We start from the raw sequence: 16,610 nt of genomic DNA on the forward strand, positions 1-16,610 counted from the left end.
TATGCAGCAGAGCGGCGTGCCGTATTTCAGTCAGTGGGAAACGCCTGATATGACGCTGCCGGTGGTTGCCGAAGGCGCGCAGGCCCTGCTCGGCGATCCGCTCTGGCATCATTCGGGAGCCGCGACGATCGAGGAATATGTGCGCTGGGCCGTCAACGTCTGCGGCATGGCCTGCCTGAAGATGATCCTTGCTGCGCGCGGCGAGATCCATCCGACGCTGGAGCTTGCCCGCGCCTGCACCGCCTACGGCGGTTACGTCGTCAACGACGTCGACGCCTCGATCAAGGGGCTGATCTATGCGCCTTTCGTCCGCTTCGTCAGCGACCGCTTCGCGCTCGGCGCCGAGACGATGACCGGTGTTCAGACAACGGCCCTCCCCGACATCCTGTCGAAGCGGCGCTTCTTCATCGCCTCGGTGCATCCCGGGATTCGCTGGCCGGAGCGCGAGCCGCCGGCAAAGGGCGGGCATCTGGTGCTGGTGACAGCAGCCTCGCCGCAGACGATCCGCTTCCACAATCCGTCCGGCCACGACACGGCAAGCCAGGCGGATGTCACACTGCCGCTTGCCGTATTCGACCGCTTCTTCGCCAATCGCGGCATATCGGTCGACGGCTGATCCCACTCACTCCAGATCATCAGGAGATTTTCATGGCCCCTTCCGCAAACCGGCTGCGCATCGCCGTACTCTTCGGCGGCCGCTCGGCAGAGCATGAGGTTTCCATCCTTTCGGCGACCAATGTCATGGGCGCGCTCGACCCTGCGAAATACGACGCAATCCCCGTCTTTGTCACCCGAGAGGGACAATGGCTGCTGAGCAGCTTCGAGAACGGCGCGCTGGCCACGCCTTCCTCGGGCACGGAGATCTGCCTGGTGCCGGGCGGCCGGGGCCGGATGCTGGCGATGTCAGCCCATGGCGCGCCGCATGAACTGCCGGGGATCGACATCCTGTTTCCGGTTCTGCACGGCCCGCATGGCGAAGACGGATCGGTGCAGGGCGCAGCTGAGGTGGCGCGTGTGCCGCTCGTCGGCTGCGGCATCCTCGGCTCCGCCGCAGCCCTCGACAAGGATATAACTAAGCGCCTGCTCAAGGCGGCGGGCCTGCCTGTGGCGCGCGCCGTGACGATCCATGAGGGTTCGGCCCCTTCGCTGGATAGGCTCGAAAGCGAGCTCGGCCTGCCTCTCTTCATCAAGCCGGCGCGGCAGGGATCATCCGTCGGCGTCTCCAAGGTCCATGCCAGCCAGGAATTTGCCGCAGCCCTTGCTGGAGGCTTCCGCCATGACCGCACGCTCCTTGCCGAGGAATTCATTGCCGGCCGCGAGATCGAATTCAGCGTGCTGGAGGATACGGCGGGAGAACTCTTCGTCTCCCGGCCGGGCGAGATCGTGCCGGCGGAAAGCCACGGCTTCTACAATTACGACGCCAAATATATCGATGAGAACGGTGCGGCGCTGAAAGTACCGGCCGAGCTGCCGCCGGAAATCGAGGCCGCCATGCGCGATATGGCCGCCAGGGCCTTCCGGGCCGTCGGCTGCGACGGCATGGCCCGCGTCGACTTTTTCCTGACCTCCGACATGCGTTTCGTCATCAATGAGCTCAACACCATTCCCGGCTTCACCGACATCAGCATGTATTCCAAGGCGATGGCGGCAAGCGGCGTCAGCTATGCCGAGGTCATCGACCGGCTGGTGGAGCACGGCATGGCGCGCTCCCGCCGGGCAAGCTAGATCATGAGCAGGTCGGTCCTGATCTCAGGATGTTCCGGCGGCGGAAAATCGACGCTGCTTGCGGAGTTCGGCCGCCGCGGTCACGCGATCGTCGAGGAGCCCGGCCGCAGGATCGTCAAGCAGGAGCTCGCGAGCAATGGAACGGCCCTGCCCTGGATCGACGCGATTGCCTTCGCGCGGCGCGCAATCGAGATGTCGACGGCCGACCACGCGGCGGCGAAGGGACAGGCCGGCAGGACGTTTTTCGACCGCGGCCTGATCGATGCCGCCTCGGCGCTCCAGCATCTGACCGGCGAACCGGTGCTCCAAAAATTGAGCACCGCCCACCGCTATCACCAAACCGTCTTCCTGACGCCGCCATGGCCCGAGATCTACACGTCCGATCCCGAACGTCGCCACGGTTTCGATGAGGCTGTCGCCGAATATGACCGGCTCGCCGCGACCTATCCGGCGCTCGGCTACGAGGTCGTTATCCTGCCGAAAATCGGTGTTGCCGACCGCGTCAATTTCATCCTTGACCGCCTGACGGCGAAATAGCCGCTTCGAACGCGTGAGAAACGCTTCTCCTTCGTCATGCTTGAGCCTGTCCCGGGCATCTGCCCGCGATCGATAGGGCAGCAGATTCTCAACACAAGGTCGAGGATGACGACCAATAGAAAACGAACTTCATCAACCAAGCGCCAGCACCCCTCGGGTCGCTTGCGCAAACACACTCAGCGCCTGCGCAAAACACACCACTGAAAGGACTGCCGGCCTCCGGCAGGCGTCGTATGCTCCTCCCGCCACTCGCGCTCCAGGACGAATGCGGATGAGAATTCCGCCGCAAGCGCCGCCGCATCGTAGCGCTGGACGGGCAGACCGCTGCAGCGCTCCGGCCCGTCCGGCGCGAAGGTCGCAATGATCACGACGCTGCCCGGTGCCGTGCCGGCTTCAAGGGCGTTGCGATAGGCCAGCCGTTGCTCCGGCTCGGTGAGGAAATGAAAGACCGCGCGGTCGTGCCACACGTCGTAATGGCGTGCCGGTCGCCATATGGTGACATCGGCCACCACCCAGTCGACCCGAGCCGCCTCGCCCCGCAGCCGCGCCTTGGCGACCTCAAGCGCCGGTGCGGCGATATCGAGAACCGAAAGGTCGGACCAGCCGCGCTCGATCAGACGATCGACGAGGCTCGACGCGCCGCCGCCGACATCGATCAGTGCAGCGGTGGCCGGCAGTTGCAACTCGTCAAGCGCCCGCAGGGAAGGCTCCGGCGTCGGCTGATACCAGCTGACGCTGTCGGCAGCTTTCGTGCGATAGACCTCGTTCCAATGTTCCCGCTTCGCGTCCGTCATCCGGCACCCCATTCTCTTGCAGAGCCCGATCCTGATCCATCAACATGTAAGGATTGAGACGTCCGTCAACCGTCTTTTGGCTGCGACCATAATCTCAGGAGACAAGGTGACGATAGACGAGATCGGCAGGATCGGTTCGAGGCGCCGTCGGATCGAGACGCGCCCCCAGCCGTTCCGCAACGGCAACGGATGCTGCATTGCCGGGAGCGATATAGCTGACGAGCGATGGCAGCTTGAGCGTCGAAAAGGCCCAGTCCCGCAGCGCCAGCGCCGCCTCCGTCGCATAGCCCCGGCCCTCATGGCCTTCGTAGACGAACTACCCCAGTTCCTTCTCGGGAAAGAGCGGCCCGTGATTGATCCCCACCTGACCGACGCATTCGCCGCTTTCGGCCAGCTCGATCATCAAAACCCCATGCCCGAAAAGCTGCCAGAGCGCCACGTCGTGACAAAACATCCCCCACGCGGCCCTGAGATCGAACGGGCCGCCCATTCCGGCAGACCGCGGCGAAGCCATCAGCCGCGCATAGGCGGCGAAGTCATCGATCTCGGGCATACGGAGCCTCAGGCGCTCGGTTCGGAGAGCAATCACGCCCGTTCCGGACATGTCATCGCCTTTCTGCTGAATATCTAACTTTCGAACGCCGGAGCGAACTGAAGCGTGCCGCTCGGCGCCGGCCCGCGAAGGACGATGTGCTGCACCAGCCGAGTGTCGAGATCGTGATAGCCGAGTTTCCCGTCGCTGCTGAAACCCGCTCCGCGATAGACGTCGGGATTGCCGATCAGCGCGCATCCGCTGGCGCCCGTCTCCTCCAGCAATGCGAGCCCCTTTGCAATCAGCGCCTTGCCGATGCCCTGCCGCTGTCTCTCCGGCTTGACCGATATCGGACCCAACCCGAACCAGCCGCCATGCGCACCATCGATCGCCACCGGCGAAAACGCGACATGCCCCACTATCTCGCCTTCCTCTTCGGCGACCAGCGAGATCGCCAAATCGCCGCTTGCGCGAAGCCTCCGGATGATTTCCGCCTCCGTGCCCTCGCTATAGGGCATGGGCGCGAAGGCAACCGACGTCAGCTCATGGATCGCATCGATATCCGTCGGCGTCTCGTATCGGATTAGCATCTCCGTCATTCCTCAGGTGCACCGGATATTGCCGTCCACAGACACCTCTATGGCGCCGATGGGATCACTCGTCGTAAAGGCGCAGCTCCTGCCCGCCAGACATGACCCTGAGGATATAAACCGTTTCCTCTTTAACCGTGAAGGCAATGCTCAGACTTCGTTCGAAGCCGACGATCCTCAAACCGTCACGAATCTCACTCCGAACCGTTCCTCGCTTTGGAAAGCTCTGGAAGCCTTTCAGAAAGGTCCGAAGACGGTCAACATAACCTTGAGCGACTGTCTCTCCGGCATGTACCACGAGATAATCCACCAGCGCATCGATATCACGTTGGGCGGCGATGCTCAGACGAACGGTGTATTTCATTATCTGGTTTTGGCGATCGATTTAATACGCTTGTTGAAACCCTCGAAGGCGTCTTCAAGGGATACCGTCTTTTCTGGATGCGCCTTGATCTCATCGTAAACAGGTGCGACCTCTTCGCGAAGCCAACGTTCGACCGCCGCATCGCGTGCGGCAAGCGTACGCAGCCCGTCGCGGATGACTTCGCTCTCGGTGGCGTATTCGCCTGAGGCAACTTTGGCTTTGACCATCTCCGCCATCTCGATCGGCAAGGTGATGCTTAAGGATTGAGTTGTCCGCATGGAACTACCTCTCGTTTCTTCCTATCATCGCATAGAGCACGATTAAATCCTACATTTTTCCCTGCTTATGCGCTGGTCGTTTGCACCCAAGGAAGAGCACGCACCCGACGAAAAAGCCCGGCGCGATGGCCGGGCTTCCTCGATCTCTTCTGCGCAAACTTTAGAAGGTCGCCGCGCCGCTGCCCCAGGGGCCGTGGTGGAAATCCTTGCCATCCAGGCGATCGAAGCCGTGAGCGCCGAAGAAGTCGCGCTGGGCCTGGATGAGGTTGGCGGTTCCCCTGCCCTGGCGGTAGGCGTCGAAATAGGTGAGCGCCGAGGTCAGCGCCGGCACCGGCAGGCCGGCGGCGAGCGCGGCGGTCACGACGCGGCGCAGCGCCGGGATCGATTCCTTGACCATGGAAGAGAAGGCCGGCGTCACGATCAGGTTCGCCGCATTGGGCGCATCGGTGAAGGCTTTGGTGATCTCGTCGAGAAACTGTGAGCGGATGATGCAGCCGGCGCGCCAGATCTTGGCGATAACAGGCATCGGCAGCGACCAGTTGAATTCCCTGGACGCTTCCGCCATCACCGCGAAGCCCTGCGCATAGGCGCCGATCTTGCCGGCAAACAGCGCCAGTTCCAGATCCTTGTTGAACTCGGGACCGTAGGCGATCGAAAAGGCGCCGCCGAGATTGCCGAAGATCTTTTCGGCCGTTTCGCGCTCGGACTTCATCGACGAGATGCTGCGGGCAGCGACCGCGGCTTCGATCGCCGTGGCCGGAATGCCCATGTTCTGCGCCTCGATCGCCGACCATTTGCCGGTGCCCTTCTGGCCGGCCTTGTCGAGGATGATGTCGACCATCGGCCCGCCGGAGATCGGATCGGCCGCTGCCAGCACCTTCTCGGAAATTTCGATCAGGTAGGAGTTCAGCCGGCCTTTGTTCCATTCGCCGAAGATGCCGGAGATTTCGGAGGCGCTCTTGCCGAGACCGTCGCGGAGGATGCCGTAGATTTCGGCGATCATCTGCATGTCGGCATATTCGATGCCGTTATGGATGGTCTTGACGAAGTGGCCCGCGCCGTCATTGCCGAGCCAGGCGACGCAGGGCTCGTCATTGTAGCGGGCGGCGATCGAGGTCAGCACCTTCTCGACGCGCTTCCAGGATTCCTCGGTGCCGCCGACCATGATCGAAGGGCCATGGCGCGCACCTTCCTCACCGCCGGAAACACCCATGCCGATGAAGGTGAGATCGGTGTTCTTCAGGCGGTCGAAGCGGGCGACGGTGTCGCGGAAATTGGCGTTGCCGGCGTCGATCATGATATCGCCCTTGGACAGGTGCGGGCGTAGCGCTTCCATCTGCTGGTCGACGGCCTCGCCGGCCTTGATCATGATGATGATCGGACGCGGCGGCCGGATCGCATCGACGAACTCCTCGATGGTCTTGCAGGGAATGATCTGCTTTTTCAGATCGCCGGCGCTTTCGTAGAATTCGTCGGTTTTTTCCGGCGTGCGGTTGAAGACCGCAATTTTATTGCCTTTCTCCGCGATGTTGAGCGCCAGGTTGGAGCCCATGACCGCAAGGCCGATCAGTCCGATTTCTGCCTTTTCCACGACAAACCTCCGATGTGTCATTTGGACCGGTGTTGTGGCACTGTCTTCATCAAACGGCAAGTCTGCCAAGGGTCTAATCGGTTCGCAAAGCCCATGAAATACGGCTTTGATTTCCAGACTTGTCCGACAACCTGCCCCTTTCGGCCTGATCCGCAAACCGCAATTTTTCACGCGGCCCGCCCGCAAGACCCTATCTCATGGTATCATGCGCGACCCCGGGAGATATCGCTTGGCATCGAAAACACGACAAGACATGGCGCTGCTTGCGGCCCGCGCCGGCCGCTACCGCGAATATGCGCCGCCACCCGCCCTGCGGCGCCATTTCAGCCGCCTCTGGTCGCATAGGCTTGGTGACGGGCCGCCCGCAACGGTGGCGGTCGTGCCGGACGGTTATTGCGATCTTCTCTGGATCGACGGACGGCTGGCCATCGCCGGCCCCGACAGGACGGCCGCCTTTCCCCTCATTCGGCCGGATTCCACCGTCATCGGCGCGCGTTTTGCGCCGGGCGCTGCGGCATCCTGGCTGAAGACGCCACTTTCGGCACTGGTCGGCCTTTCGGTGCCGCTCGCCGATATTGGCCGCAAGCACACGCGCGAATACGAGGCGCGGCTCCGGGATTGTTCCGATCCCGCCGCCGCAAGAACGCTGTTTGGCCGCCTGCTTGAAGAGGCCACGCGCGATGAGGAGGAACCACCCCGGGATGCGGCCGTGATCTTTGCCGCGGCCGACAGCGGCCATCCGCTCTCCGGTCTGTTTGGCCGGCTCGGCATGAGCGAAAGGCAGCTTCGCCGCCGCTGCCACCATCATTTCGGCTATGGCGCCAAGACCCTGGAACGCATCCGCCGCTTCCAGCGTTTCCTAGACCTCTGCCGCAGGCAGGGTGCGATGCCGCTTGCTCGGCTCGCACTCGAAGCGGGTTTTGCCGACCAGGCCCACATGACGCGCGAAGTCGGCGAATTCTCGACGCTGACCCCTACCGTCATCCTCGACCAGCTCGGCATGCGGAAAAGGCCCGGCTGACCGTTTTGTTCAAGACGCATCTGGTTGGCCTGTTATTTTCGCGAGACCAATATCAAGGACCTGCACATCATGTCGACGATGCCCGCAAAAATCATCCACCAATCGATCGAGCGCGACTGGCGCGACGTCTACGAATTCGCCGGCAAGCCGGAGAACATGCCGCTCTGGGCCTCCGGCCTTGCGAGCGGCCTGGAGGCCGACGGCGCCGACTGGGTCGCCCAAGGCCCTCTCGGTACCATCAGGGTGAGCTTCGTTCCGGCCAATGAATTCGGCGTGATCGACCATACGGTGACGATCGAATCCGGCCTCAGGGTTTATAATGCCCTGCGCATCGTGCCGAACGGCGACGGCTGCGAGGTCATGTTCACGCTGCTGCGCCTTCCCGGCATGACCGATGCGCAGTTTGCCGCCGATGCCGCTCACATAGAGAAGGATCTCGTCATGCTGAAAGCCCTGATGGAGAGATAGATGGCCGACAAATCAGAACACAATGACCGCCGCATTGACTACGTCGAATTCAACGTCGCCGACATCGCCGCCGCCAAAGCCTTTTACGGCTCGGCCTTCGGCTGGCGCTTCACCGATTACGGCCCGAACTACTGCGAATTCGACGACGGACGGCTGAAGGGCGGCTTTACCGATTTCGGCCCCGTGCGGCCGGGCGGCCCGCTCGTCGTCGTCTACGCCACGGATCTGGAAGAGGTGCTGACCTCGGTCGAAAGGGCCGGCGGCACGATCTGCCGGCCGATCACTGATTTTCCCGGCGGCCGCCGCTTCCACTTCCTCGACCGCGACGGCTACGAGCTCGCCGTCTGGGCGGCTGCATAGGTCGGGTTACCGATCCATGACGATGAGGGCGCCGATCACCGTGCCGCCCGCATCGCGCAACGGCGACATGCGACAGCGCACCTGCCGCGATGCGCCGTCGCCGGTCGCCCGCTCATATCTGTAGTCGATCTGCTCGCCGGCAAAGCAGGCGTCCAGCTTATGCCTGGCGCATTCGGCAAAACGTTCCTCGCCGATGAATTCGGAAATATGGCGGCCGATGAGCTCCATCGGCTTCCTGTCGAGGTAAGCGCTGTTGGCGGCGTTGGAATAGAGGTAGCGGTAGTCCCTGGTCAGCACCGCCACCCGATCCGGCAGGCTTTCGAGGATCGCCGCATTGAGGAACTGGCCGTTGTCGGTGTCGGGCACATAGGCCGCCGGCGGCTCGATGCGCACATCCTGCGGCGAAGGCACCCGCCAGTCCGGCGCAAGCGTGCCGAAGTAGCAATCAAGCAGGTAGGAAAGCACTGCCGTGTGTTCCCTGACGCTGGCGCTGTCGTCGGCGTCCCGGGCGATGAGATGGCTGACGAACTGCAGCTGCATATAGACTTCGAGCAGATTCGTTGCCCGGCATGCCAGGATCGCCTCGACCAGCGGCTCGACATGCCGGTCGAGCGACATGACGCGCTGGTCGTCACCCAGGCGTATGGCTTCTTCTATTTGCGTGCAACGCAAGGAAAAGGCTCGAAAAAGCTCCAGCAAGACGCCTCACTCCATTGTCCCAAGTGGCGTGCCCAGAATTGAGGTGGCCGCATTTCCCAAATGCGCCCTACAGTTGATTTTATTCGCGTATTGGTGGTGACGGGTAACATGAAGTGTACCCGGTTTCAATCCGAGAGCACCTGCCGCTTTTCACCGCTGATAAATGGGGGTCGATCTTTTCTTACGTGAGCGTCTTCTTGATCTGCCAGCGGTCGTGATACCAGAGCCACTGTTCGGGATATTCCCGCACCCAGCTTTCCACCTTGTCGTTCAGCAGTTGTGCGGCCGCCGGCAGGTCCAGATTACCTCTTTCGTCGCGCGGCATCTCCAGCCGCGGCTCGATTTCCAGCCGATAGCGATTCCCCGGCAGGCGGATGCAGCGCGCCGGATAGACCTCGCAATCGAACTGGCGCACCAGCTTCGGCAACAGCGGATTGGTCTTCACCTCGCGCCCGAAGAAGGTGCCTTTCAGCCCCTTGCCGAATTTCTGGTCGACGAGCACGCCCACCCCCTGGCCCGCTTCCAGCTGGCGCGCCAGCGCGAAGGAGGAGCCGGCATGAGACGGCACCAGCTTGCCCATGCGGGCGCTGCGGAAATCGAACACCTTCTTGGCGACGTAAGGGTTGTTCGGCGGCCGGAAGAGCACCGTCACCGTCAGCCCGAAGGCCGCACCCGCGACCGGCAGCAGCTCGAAATTGGCGGTATGGCCGGTGAACACGATGAAGGGGCGCGGATTGTCGCGCAGGTCGAGGAAGATCGGAATGCCCGACACCTCCACCCTGCCCGGCTCCGATTTTTCGGGATCGTAATCGAACAGCTGGTCGAGGAAGACATATTCTGCCGCAAGTCTTCCCATATTGCCCCAGCTGGCGAGCGCTATCTCCTCGATCTCGGCCTCGCTCTTCTCGGGAAAGGCATTGCGCAGATTGGTCAGCATCAGCCTGTGGCGGCGGGTCCGCCGGCCGAGGCGGCGCATCACCTTATCGGCAAAGCGGATCGCGCCATCGGCCGGAAACAGCTTCAGCAGGTTGAGGAAGCCGAACATCACCTGCGCCACCAGCCATTGCTGGAAATTCCTGAGCGCCAGGACGATCCGGGTGATGATCAGCTTCACGTGCGCTCAATCCATCTTCAGGATGATCTTGCCGAAGATCTGGCGCGTTTCCATCCGCTCCAGCGCCCGGTCGATATCGTCGAAGCTGACTTCGGTGTCGATGACCGGATGGACGAGCCCGCGGCCCATCTTCTGCATGGCATCCGCCATGTTCTCCATGCGGCAGCCGAAGGAGCCGAGCAGCTTCAATTGCTGCTGGAACAGCATCATCAGGTTCATTTCGGTTGATACGCCCGAAGTCGAGCCGCAGGTGACCAGACGCCCGCCGCGCTTCATGCAGAGCATCGAACCGGCCCAGGTATCTTTGCCGACATGTTCGAAGACGACGTCGACGCCCTTCTTCTTGGTGAGCTTGCGCACTACGCCTTCGAAACGGTCGGTGCGGTAGTTGATGACGTAATCGGCGCCGAGCGCCTTGGCCTTCTCGATCTTGTCGTCGGAGCCGACGGTGGTGATGACGGTGCAGCCGATCTTCTTGGCCAGCTGGATCGCCGCCGTGCCGATGCCGGAGCCGCCGGCATGGACGAGGATCGTTTCGCCGGGTTCGAGCTTGGCATTGTCGAACAGCATGTGCTCGACCGTGCCGAAGGTGACGGGCGCCAGCGCCGCACCGATCGCATCGACGCCGGGAGGGGCCGGAACGAGCAGGCGCGCCGGCAGATTGACCTTCTCCTGGGCGAAGCCGTCGAGATGGAAGCCGTGCACGCCGGAAACATGTTCACAGAGATTGTCACGGCCTTCGCGGCAGGGGCGGCAGAGCCCGCAGGTGCGCGCGCCGTAAATCGAGACCAGCTGACCCGGCAGCACGTTGGCGACACCAGGCCCGATCGCTTCGACGACGCCGGAGGCTTCCGCGCCGATGACGAGCGGCATCTTGCGCTTGGCAAACGCCATGCCGCGCCAGCCCCAGACGTCGATATGGTTGAGCGCCACCGCCTTGACGCGCAACGTCACCTCGCCGGCGGCAGGCGCCTCAGGTTCCGGCAGGTCGGTGATCTCAAGCTTGCGGTCGTCGATCAGTTGCAGCGCGCGCATGATGTATAGTTCTTTCTTCTACGTGGATCGTCGTCATGCTCGGGCTTGTTCCGAGCATCTGCCAGCGGTCATTGAGTGACGCAAGTAGATCCTCGGGACAAGCCCGAGGATGACGTCAAAAACCACTTCGTCCCAAAATCAAGGAGGGTCTCTAAGCCGGTTCGAGCGCCATGACAAGGCTGGCATTCTGCCCGCCGAAGCCGAAGGAGTTGGAAAGCACGGCCGAAACCTGGGCTTCCCGCTTCTTGTTCGGCACGACATCGAGCACGATCGACGGATCGGGATTGTTGTAGTTGATCGTCGGCGGCAGCGTGCCCGTCAGCATCGTCTGCAGCGAGAACACCGCCTCGACCGCGCCCGCCGCCGTCAGCGTATGGCCGATCATCGACTTGTTGGACGACACCGGAATGCCGACCAGCTTCTCGCCGAAGACGGCGGACATCGAGCCATATTCCATCTTGTCGTTTTCAGGCGTCGAGGTGCCGTGCGCGTTGATGTAGCCGATGCCGCTCTCGTCGATGCCCGCATCGGCAAGGGCCGCGCGGATTGTCGCGATCGCCGGACCGCCGTCCGGCGAAGACCGGGTGCGGTGGAAGCTATCGGCCTTGTCGCCGGCGCCTTTCATGATGCCGAGCACCTTGGCGCCGCGAGCGACCGCCGATTCCAGCGATTCCAGCACCAGCGTCGCAGCACCCTCGGCGATGACGAAGCCGTCACGATCCTTGCTGAACGGCTTGGAGGCCTTGGTCGGCGGGTCGTTCTGCGTCGAAAGGGCCGACAGCAGCGAGAAGCGGATCAGCGCTTCGGCGCTCAGCGATCCGTCCGTCGCAACCGTCAATGCGCGGTCGGTGCGGCCCTGGCGGATCGCCTCGATGCCGAGCTGGATCGCGGTCACACCAGAAGCACAGGCCGTAGACAAGGTCACAGGCAGGCCGCGCGTGCCGAACCGGTCGGCGAGGCGCTCGGAAATCGCGCCGAACAGGGCCGCCTCGTGGAAGGCCGGGTCCGGCCGCTGGCGCAGCGCCGTCAGGAAGCGCTCATAGGCATCACCGGGATGGTCGGCAGCCGGCGAACGGTCTGCAAGTTCGAAACGGGCGCTCCATTCCGGCTCGATCGGCGGCGCAGCAAGGAACAGCGGGCCGTTGAAATCGCCTGAAATGCCAGCGTCTGCCAGCGCCTCGATGGTCGTCTCGCGCGCAAAGGCGTAGGAGCGCTCGACGGCGTTCGGCACCGGAATGTCGATGAAATCGACCGTGCCGGCGATCCGTGTCGACAGGCCTTCCGTGGGAAAACGGTTGATCGCATGGATGCCCGAAGTGCCGGAAGAAAGCGCCGCCCAATTGTCCTTCAGGCCCTGGCCCAGCGACGTGATGATGCCCATGCCGGTCACTGCGACGATCGGCCGGCCGAGATGATCCTTGTAAGCGGAATCTGTCATATCTCTCTCCTCACGCCTCTGCGGAAAGAACAGCGACGCCCTCGCCGCGCTGGTGTCCGACTGTCGTTACGACGGCGGTTTTCGTACCCGCCTTCATCGGCGCTTCATGAGCAGCGTCGAAGGGCGGAACCTTGGCCTTGGCATCGATGGCAAGGGCTGCGAGCGCCAGCCCCAGCGGGAAATGCGCCTCGATCGTGTGACCGGAAACGCCGCCGAAGCCGCGGATCGCAGCACCGGGAAGCTGATGCTCCAGCACCGCCTTTTCGCGGGCGGCGATCTCATGCATGCCGGTCGAGCCGGAGAAGATCGCCGTCGCCTCCGGCGGCAGCTCGGCGGCAGGCTTCAGCAGCCGCTCCATGCGCGCTTCGAAATTACCCGCAGCGCGATTGCCGCGGTCGCCTTCGACGGCGCTTATCGTCGCATAGATATGCGCGCCGCGCTCTTCCGCATGCTTGCGCGATTCGAGCACCAGGAAGGCGCCGGCCGAACCGGTGATCATGCCGCCGCCCTCGAGGCCGGAGCGCGACCAGAGCGGCGCCCATTCGTCGCGCGTATGCGCGCCGATCGCTTCGGTGAGCAGGATCATGTCGGGCCGTTCGGCAGCAAAGGCGCCGCCGACGAGCGCATGGGTGGATTCACCCGAACGAATGCGCCAGAACGCCGTCTCGACGGCGGAAACGCCTGAGGCTTCCTCGCCCATGAAAGTGCGGGAAGAGCCGGTGACCTTGTGAACGATGGAAATGTTGCCTGCCAGCAGGTTGGAAAGCTGCGCCAGGAACAGCGTCGGCCTCAACTCCGTCGTCAGCTTTTCGTTGAGCAGCAGCTCGCGGTCATTGCGCTTCAGGCCCTCATCGACGATCAGAGTATCGACATTGATGTCGCGCTCGCCGCCGCCGGCCGCCACGATCATGTCCATCGTGCCGCAAGCCTCGATATTGTCCTTGAAGCCGGCATCGTCGAGCGCCAGCCCTGCAGCGAAGACGCCGATGCGCTGCCAGTTTTCCATCTGGCGCTGGTCGCCGCGCTTGGCGATCTGCTGCGACCAGTCGATCTCGGGCAGCGGATGCACCGGATAGGGCTTGAACTTCTCGGTCTCGACGATCGTCTTCGGCGCGCTTTCGGCCGAAAGCAGCGCGATATGCGCCTCCTTGCCGACGCCCTGACAGGTGACGATACCGACGCCCGAAATGACGACGTCGTTTGCAGCCTTGCTCATCCAACCACTCCCTGCGCTGCGATCGCGTCGAGAAGCCCGACCTCGCCGGCGCGTTTTTTCACGATATCGCCGAGCGGCACCTCGCTGAAGGGCATGGTGCGCAGTTTCAGCTGCGCATCGCAGACCTTCTTGGCGCCGCTGGTGATCTTGGCCTTGGTGACCGCGAAACCCGACCCGTCATGCTCCAGCACCGCCTCGATGTCGAGCACGGCTTCGGGCTCGACAAAGGTGCGCATCTTGGCGCCGTCGACCGACATCAGGAAGGGCATGGCGGCAAAATTGGTGGCGGCAAGCACGAGCATGCCGGAGGCCTGCGCCATGGTTTCGATCAGAAGCACGCCGGGAACGAGCGGCATGCCGGGAAAATGGCCCTCGAAGACGGGGCTCTTGGCCGGCACGACGGATCGCGCCGTAAGCGTGCCCTTCTTCAGGTCCACCGCTTCGACGCGGTCAATCATCTGGAAATATTCCAGCAGCATTCGGATCCTCCGGCCCAACGGGCAAAATCCGCCCGCCGGTGACGCCTACTTAGAGCAATTCCAGGAAAAGTGCGAAGCGGTTTTCCGTCCGGAAGTGCGAATCTGAACTGATCTAGGAACGAAACCGCCCGGCCGCCATATCAAGGGCGGCAGGGCGTTCAAAAAAGACTGGTATGTGCTCAGGCCTTGGCTGCTTTGAGCTCGTCGATCTTGGCACAGAGGTTCTTCAGCACGAAATATTCTTCGGTGGAAACCTTGCCTTCGTTGACTTCCTGCGTCCACTTTTCGAGCGGGATCTTGATGCCGAATTCCTTGTCGATCGCAAAGACGATGTCGAGGAAATCGAGGCTGTCGATACCGAGGTCGTCGATCGTATGGCTCTCCGGCGTGATCGTGGCGCGATCGATCTCGCTGGTTTCTGCAATAATGTCGGCAACTTTATCGAATGTAGCGGTCACGCGCTGTACCTCATGAAATGACGATTTAAACCTCCTCATAGGCAAATCCATTTCAAAAGCCAATGCTTTCGTCCGGGCGTTGCGGCAATTTGGCAATGAGGTGTTGCCTAAACAGCAATGGAACGGAGCATTTACAAGCGCCGAGGCGGCGGGCGAGGCCGCGTCCCGCCTGCAACACCCGGCGACCCGGCCGAATCGAGATCCGCAGACGCCGCCGCAGCCCGCTGCCAACCCCAAAGATTTGATCTGGATCAAGTCGCGACAGTGAGGAAATTGATAATCATCAAGCCGCGCTGAAAGAAATCGGGATAGCCGAGCCCGCATCCTCGGCGTAATCGTTGGTGGAGATGCCAGGCATGTTGGGATTCGAAGGGATCAGGATAATGGACGTCGCACGCAGTGAGGTTTTTCATGCCGGCACGCCTGTTGCCTGCAGCTCCTGCCAGGCGCGGCACGGCGTCGTCTGCGGCGCCCTGTCGGACCACCAATTGAAGGAACTCGGCCGCCACTCACTGCGCCGCAAGGTCGATGCCGGCGCTGAAATCATTGCGCAAGGCGCGGAGACGTCTTTCTATTCGAACATCATGCGCGGCGTCGTGAAGCTCTGCAAGGTCATGCCGGATGGGCGCCAGCAGATCGTCGGGCTGCAATTTGCGCCCGATTTCGTCGGCAGACCCTTTGTGCGCGAGAGCACCTTGTCGGCTGAGGCCGCGACCAATGTCGAAATCTGCGTCTTCCCCCGCAATCTGCTCGACCGCATGATAGCGGAGACGCCGGAGCTGCAACGCAGCCTGCACGATCAGGCGCTGAAGGAGCTGGACGCGGCGCGCGAATGGATGCTGACGCTCGGCCGGCGCACGGCGGAAGAGAAGGTCGCAAGCCTGCTCCATCTCATCGCCACCCATGCCGAACCGCAGACGTCGACAAGCACCGCCTTCGATCTGCCGCTGTCGCGTGCCGAGATCGCCGATTTCCTCGGGCTGACGATCGAAACCGTCAGCCGCCAGATGACAAGATTGCGGAAGCGCGGCGTCATCCTGATCGAGAAATCCAGGCACATCGTCGTTCCCGACATGGATGAGCTCGAGCGGATTACCGCGTGATCACCACGCGCGTATTGGCAAGGCCGGCCTGGCGCGCCAGCGAGAAGAACTGCGCCGCATTGTCGGGATGCAGGCGAACGCAGCCATGCGAGGCCGGCGTGCCTAGCCGTTTGAGGTCGAAAGTGGCGTGAACGGCGTAACCGCCGTTGAAGAACACGGCATAGGGCATCGGCGCATTGTCGTATTTGCGCGAGCGGTGATCGCGCGACAGCCACTTGGCTCTCCACGAGCCGGTCGGCGTGACATAGCCGCGGCGCGCCGTCGAAACCTTCCAGCGATATTTGACGAAGCCGTTCTCGCTGACGGTCATCGTCTGCTTGCCGATGCTGATATTGGCAACCAGATTTGCCGCCTCGGCAGCAACGGGGAAAAACTGCAGCAATAAACTTGCGGCCGCGGCCGCCAAAATCGTCTTCATGATAGCCCCTCTTCGCACCCGCGCAGTTATAATTGCGCCCTCACGAGGAAGAGACTACGACGATACTTTCTAAATTGCTTTAACCCGAATGGTAATCACAATTCTAACGGGCCGAAGCAGCAACAAAATGCCGCCGGACAGCGGCACCCGCTCACTGAAGCTTCGGCGCCGCGGAAGGCCGCTTCATCTGCTGATAGGCCTTGTTCATTCGCTCGCGGATCGAAGCCATAGTGCCGAGATTATGCCCGCAGGCCGCACAGGTGATGATATCCGTTTCCCGGATCTCGGCCCGCTCGAACTTCATCTTGGTGCTCTTGCACTTCGGGCACGGTAATTCAACCTGAACTGTCATCGCTCTTTTCCGGTCAGATGGAGATATGAGGCGCCTCG

The 16,610-nt window shown here is 62.4% G+C and carries 21 protein-coding genes and 1 pseudogene; 7 read left to right on the forward strand and 15 right to left on the reverse strand.

All coding sequences use genetic code 11. From position 1 onward, the window contains the following. The first annotated feature begins 1 nt into the window (after position 1). Genes ATY77_RS12455 through ATY77_RS12465 form a run of 3 tightly spaced genes read left to right on the forward strand, consistent with a single transcriptional unit; the run spans position 2 to position 2,262 of the window. A complete protein-coding gene (locus ATY77_RS12455; RefSeq protein WP_088687574.1) occupies positions 2 to 616 on the forward strand; it encodes a hypothetical protein in 615 nt (204 codons plus the stop codon). A gap of 32 nt (positions 617 to 648) precedes the next feature. Then, positions 649 to 1,725 carry a D-alanine--D-alanine ligase family protein gene (locus ATY77_RS12460; protein ID WP_088687575.1) on the forward strand — a complete coding sequence of 359 codons (1,077 nt, stop codon included), beginning with the start codon at positions 649 to 651 and terminating at the stop codon, positions 1,723 to 1,725. A 3-nt stretch (positions 1,726 to 1,728) separates the two neighbouring features. After that, positions 1,729 to 2,262, forward strand: coding sequence for an AAA family ATPase (locus ATY77_RS12465; protein ID WP_088687576.1), 534 nt, complete (start codon positions 1,729 to 1,731; stop codon positions 2,260 to 2,262). Positions 2,263 to 2,438: 176 nt separating this feature from the next. Here the strand turns inward: ATY77_RS12465 and ATY77_RS12470 are convergent, their stop codons facing one another. From ATY77_RS12470 to gndA, 6 genes and pseudogenes are all read right to left on the reverse strand, one after another. Then, on the reverse strand, positions 2,439 to 3,056 hold the full coding sequence (locus tag ATY77_RS12470; protein ID WP_088687577.1) for a class I SAM-dependent methyltransferase: 618 nt from the start codon (positions 3,054 to 3,056) through the stop codon (positions 2,439 to 2,441). 94 nt (positions 3,057 to 3,150) lie between these two features. Next, positions 3,151 to 3,660, reverse strand: a pseudogene (locus ATY77_RS12475) (GNAT family N-acetyltransferase). A gap of 23 nt (positions 3,661 to 3,683) precedes the next feature. Continuing rightward, positions 3,684 to 4,178, reverse strand: a complete 495-nt coding sequence (locus ATY77_RS12480) for an N-acetyltransferase (protein ID WP_088687659.1) — start codon at positions 4,176 to 4,178, stop codon at positions 3,684 to 3,686. A gap of 64 nt (positions 4,179 to 4,242) precedes the next feature. After that, positions 4,243 to 4,542: a type II toxin-antitoxin system RelE/ParE family toxin gene (locus tag ATY77_RS12485; protein ID WP_088687578.1), complete on the reverse strand. Its 300-nt coding sequence runs from the start codon at positions 4,540 to 4,542 to the stop codon at positions 4,243 to 4,245. Further along, positions 4,542 to 4,820, reverse strand: a complete 279-nt coding sequence (locus ATY77_RS12490; RefSeq protein WP_088687579.1) for a type II toxin-antitoxin system ParD family antitoxin — start codon at positions 4,818 to 4,820, stop codon at positions 4,542 to 4,544. Before ATY77_RS12490 ends, ATY77_RS12485 begins: the two co-directional genes overlap by 1 nt. 160 nt (positions 4,821 to 4,980) lie before the next feature. Beyond that, positions 4,981 to 6,432: an NADP-dependent phosphogluconate dehydrogenase gene (gene gndA / locus ATY77_RS12495; RefSeq protein ID WP_190237623.1), complete on the reverse strand. Its 1,452-nt coding sequence runs from the start codon at positions 6,430 to 6,432 to the stop codon at positions 4,981 to 4,983. Between the two features lie 208 nt (positions 6,433 to 6,640). Between gndA and ATY77_RS12500 the strand changes: the two genes are divergently transcribed. From ATY77_RS12500 to ATY77_RS12510, 3 genes are all read left to right on the forward strand, one after another. Next, complete coding sequence (locus ATY77_RS12500) at positions 6,641 to 7,432, forward strand: helix-turn-helix domain-containing protein (RefSeq protein WP_088687581.1); 792 nt, start codon at positions 6,641 to 6,643, stop codon at positions 7,430 to 7,432. Positions 7,433 to 7,501: 69 nt separating this feature from the next. Beyond that, entirely contained in the window at positions 7,502 to 7,900 is a 399-nt protein-coding gene (locus tag ATY77_RS12505) for a polyketide cyclase (protein WP_088687660.1), read from the forward strand. After that, complete coding sequence (locus tag ATY77_RS12510) at positions 7,901 to 8,260, forward strand: VOC family protein (protein WP_088687582.1); 360 nt, start codon at positions 7,901 to 7,903, stop codon at positions 8,258 to 8,260. It begins immediately after the preceding gene. 6 nt (positions 8,261 to 8,266) lie between these two features. Here the strand turns inward: ATY77_RS12510 and ATY77_RS12515 are convergent, their stop codons facing one another. The 7 genes from ATY77_RS12515 to ATY77_RS12545 all read right to left on the reverse strand — a co-directional run bounded on the left by ATY77_RS12515 (position 8,267) and on the right by ATY77_RS12545 (position 14,699). Then, a complete protein-coding gene (locus ATY77_RS12515; protein WP_088687583.1) occupies positions 8,267 to 8,959 on the reverse strand; it encodes a PAS domain-containing protein in 693 nt (230 codons plus the stop codon). Positions 8,960 to 9,140: 181 nt separating this feature from the next. Then, positions 9,141 to 10,073 (reverse strand): lipid A biosynthesis lauroyl acyltransferase, encoded by a 933-nt coding sequence (locus ATY77_RS12520; protein WP_088687584.1) that lies wholly within the window; start codon positions 10,071 to 10,073, stop codon positions 9,141 to 9,143. Positions 10,074 to 10,079: 6 nt separating this feature from the next. Beyond that, entirely contained in the window at positions 10,080 to 11,108 is a 1,029-nt protein-coding gene (locus ATY77_RS12525; protein ID WP_088687585.1) for a zinc-binding dehydrogenase, read from the reverse strand. Positions 11,109 to 11,259: 151 nt separating this feature from the next. Further along, positions 11,260 to 12,546 carry a beta-ketoacyl-ACP synthase gene (locus tag ATY77_RS12530; protein WP_088687586.1) on the reverse strand — a complete coding sequence of 429 codons (1,287 nt, stop codon included), beginning with the start codon at positions 12,544 to 12,546 and terminating at the stop codon, positions 11,260 to 11,262. Positions 12,547 to 12,556: 10 nt separating this feature from the next. Further along, the gene (locus ATY77_RS12535; RefSeq protein WP_088687587.1) at positions 12,557 to 13,762 is read right to left on the reverse strand and encodes a beta-ketoacyl-ACP synthase; all 1,206 of its coding nucleotides are present in this window, start codon (positions 13,760 to 13,762) and stop codon (positions 12,557 to 12,559) included. Further along, complete coding sequence (locus tag ATY77_RS12540; RefSeq protein WP_088687588.1) at positions 13,759 to 14,241, reverse strand: 3-hydroxyacyl-ACP dehydratase FabZ family protein; 483 nt, start codon at positions 14,239 to 14,241, stop codon at positions 13,759 to 13,761. The genes ATY77_RS12535 and ATY77_RS12540 overlap by 4 nt, the downstream gene beginning before the upstream one ends. Before the next feature lie 179 nt (positions 14,242 to 14,420). Further along, positions 14,421 to 14,699: an acyl carrier protein gene (locus tag ATY77_RS12545; RefSeq protein WP_003540486.1), complete on the reverse strand. Its 279-nt coding sequence runs from the start codon at positions 14,697 to 14,699 to the stop codon at positions 14,421 to 14,423. Between the two features lie 383 nt (positions 14,700 to 15,082). Between ATY77_RS12545 and ATY77_RS12550 the strand changes: the two genes are divergently transcribed. Beyond that, complete coding sequence (locus tag ATY77_RS12550) at positions 15,083 to 15,802, forward strand: Crp/Fnr family transcriptional regulator (RefSeq protein ID WP_088687589.1); 720 nt, start codon at positions 15,083 to 15,085, stop codon at positions 15,800 to 15,802. Here the strand turns inward: ATY77_RS12550 and ATY77_RS12555 are convergent. After that, a complete protein-coding gene (locus ATY77_RS12555) occupies positions 15,792 to 16,220 on the reverse strand; it encodes a L,D-transpeptidase (protein ID WP_088687590.1) in 429 nt (142 codons plus the stop codon). The genes ATY77_RS12550 and ATY77_RS12555 overlap by 11 nt on opposite strands. A 151-nt stretch (positions 16,221 to 16,371) precedes the next feature. Next, entirely contained in the window at positions 16,372 to 16,572 is a 201-nt protein-coding gene (locus tag ATY77_RS12560; protein WP_088687591.1) for a hypothetical protein, read from the reverse strand. Positions 16,573 to 16,610 lie beyond the last annotated feature (38 nt).

The sequence above is a fragment of the Rhizobium sp. R634 genome, assembly GCF_002211305.1.
GTDB lineage: Bacteria > Pseudomonadota > Alphaproteobacteria > Rhizobiales > Rhizobiaceae > Rhizobium.

Bases quoted from the DNA above. Each gene is read 5' to 3' on its own strand.
- ATY77_RS12455 (WP_088687574.1), top strand. From the start codon at position 2: ATGCAGCAGAGCGGCGTGCCGTATTTCAGTCAGTGGGAAACGCCTGAT.
- ATY77_RS12460 (WP_088687575.1), top strand. From the start codon at position 649: ATGGCCCCTTCCGCAAACCGGCTGCGCATCGCCGTACTCTTCGGCGGC.
- ATY77_RS12465 (WP_088687576.1), top strand. From the start codon at position 1,729: ATGAGCAGGTCGGTCCTGATCTCAGGATGTTCCGGCGGCGGAAAATCG.
- ATY77_RS12470 (WP_088687577.1), bottom strand. From the start codon at position 3,056: ATGACGGACGCGAAGCGGGAACATTGGAACGAGGTCTATCGCACGAAA.
- ATY77_RS12480 (WP_088687659.1), bottom strand. From the start codon at position 4,178: ATGCTAATCCGATACGAGACGCCGACGGATATCGATGCGATCCATGAG.
- ATY77_RS12485 (WP_088687578.1), bottom strand. From the start codon at position 4,542: ATGAAATACACCGTTCGTCTGAGCATCGCCGCCCAACGTGATATCGAT.
- ATY77_RS12490 (WP_088687579.1), bottom strand. From the start codon at position 4,820: ATGCGGACAACTCAATCCTTAAGCATCACCTTGCCGATCGAGATGGCG.
- gndA (WP_190237623.1), bottom strand. From the start codon at position 6,432: ATGACACATCGGAGGTTTGTCGTGGAAAAGGCAGAAATCGGACTGATC.
- ATY77_RS12505 (WP_088687660.1), top strand. From the start codon at position 7,502: ATGTCGACGATGCCCGCAAAAATCATCCACCAATCGATCGAGCGCGAC.
- ATY77_RS12510 (WP_088687582.1), top strand. From the start codon at position 7,901: ATGGCCGACAAATCAGAACACAATGACCGCCGCATTGACTACGTCGAA.
- ATY77_RS12525 (WP_088687585.1), bottom strand. From the start codon at position 11,108: ATGCGCGCGCTGCAACTGATCGACGACCGCAAGCTTGAGATCACCGAC.
- ATY77_RS12530 (WP_088687586.1), bottom strand. From the start codon at position 12,546: ATGACAGATTCCGCTTACAAGGATCATCTCGGCCGGCCGATCGTCGCA.
- ATY77_RS12535 (WP_088687587.1), bottom strand. From the start codon at position 13,762: ATGAGCAAGGCTGCAAACGACGTCGTCATTTCGGGCGTCGGTATCGTC.
- ATY77_RS12540 (WP_088687588.1), bottom strand. From the start codon at position 14,241: ATGCTGCTGGAATATTTCCAGATGATTGACCGCGTCGAAGCGGTGGAC.
- ATY77_RS12550 (WP_088687589.1), top strand. From the start codon at position 15,083: ATGGACGTCGCACGCAGTGAGGTTTTTCATGCCGGCACGCCTGTTGCC.
- ATY77_RS12555 (WP_088687590.1), bottom strand. From the start codon at position 16,220: ATGAAGACGATTTTGGCGGCCGCGGCCGCAAGTTTATTGCTGCAGTTT.
- ATY77_RS12560 (WP_088687591.1), bottom strand. From the start codon at position 16,572: ATGACAGTTCAGGTTGAATTACCGTGCCCGAAGTGCAAGAGCACCAAG.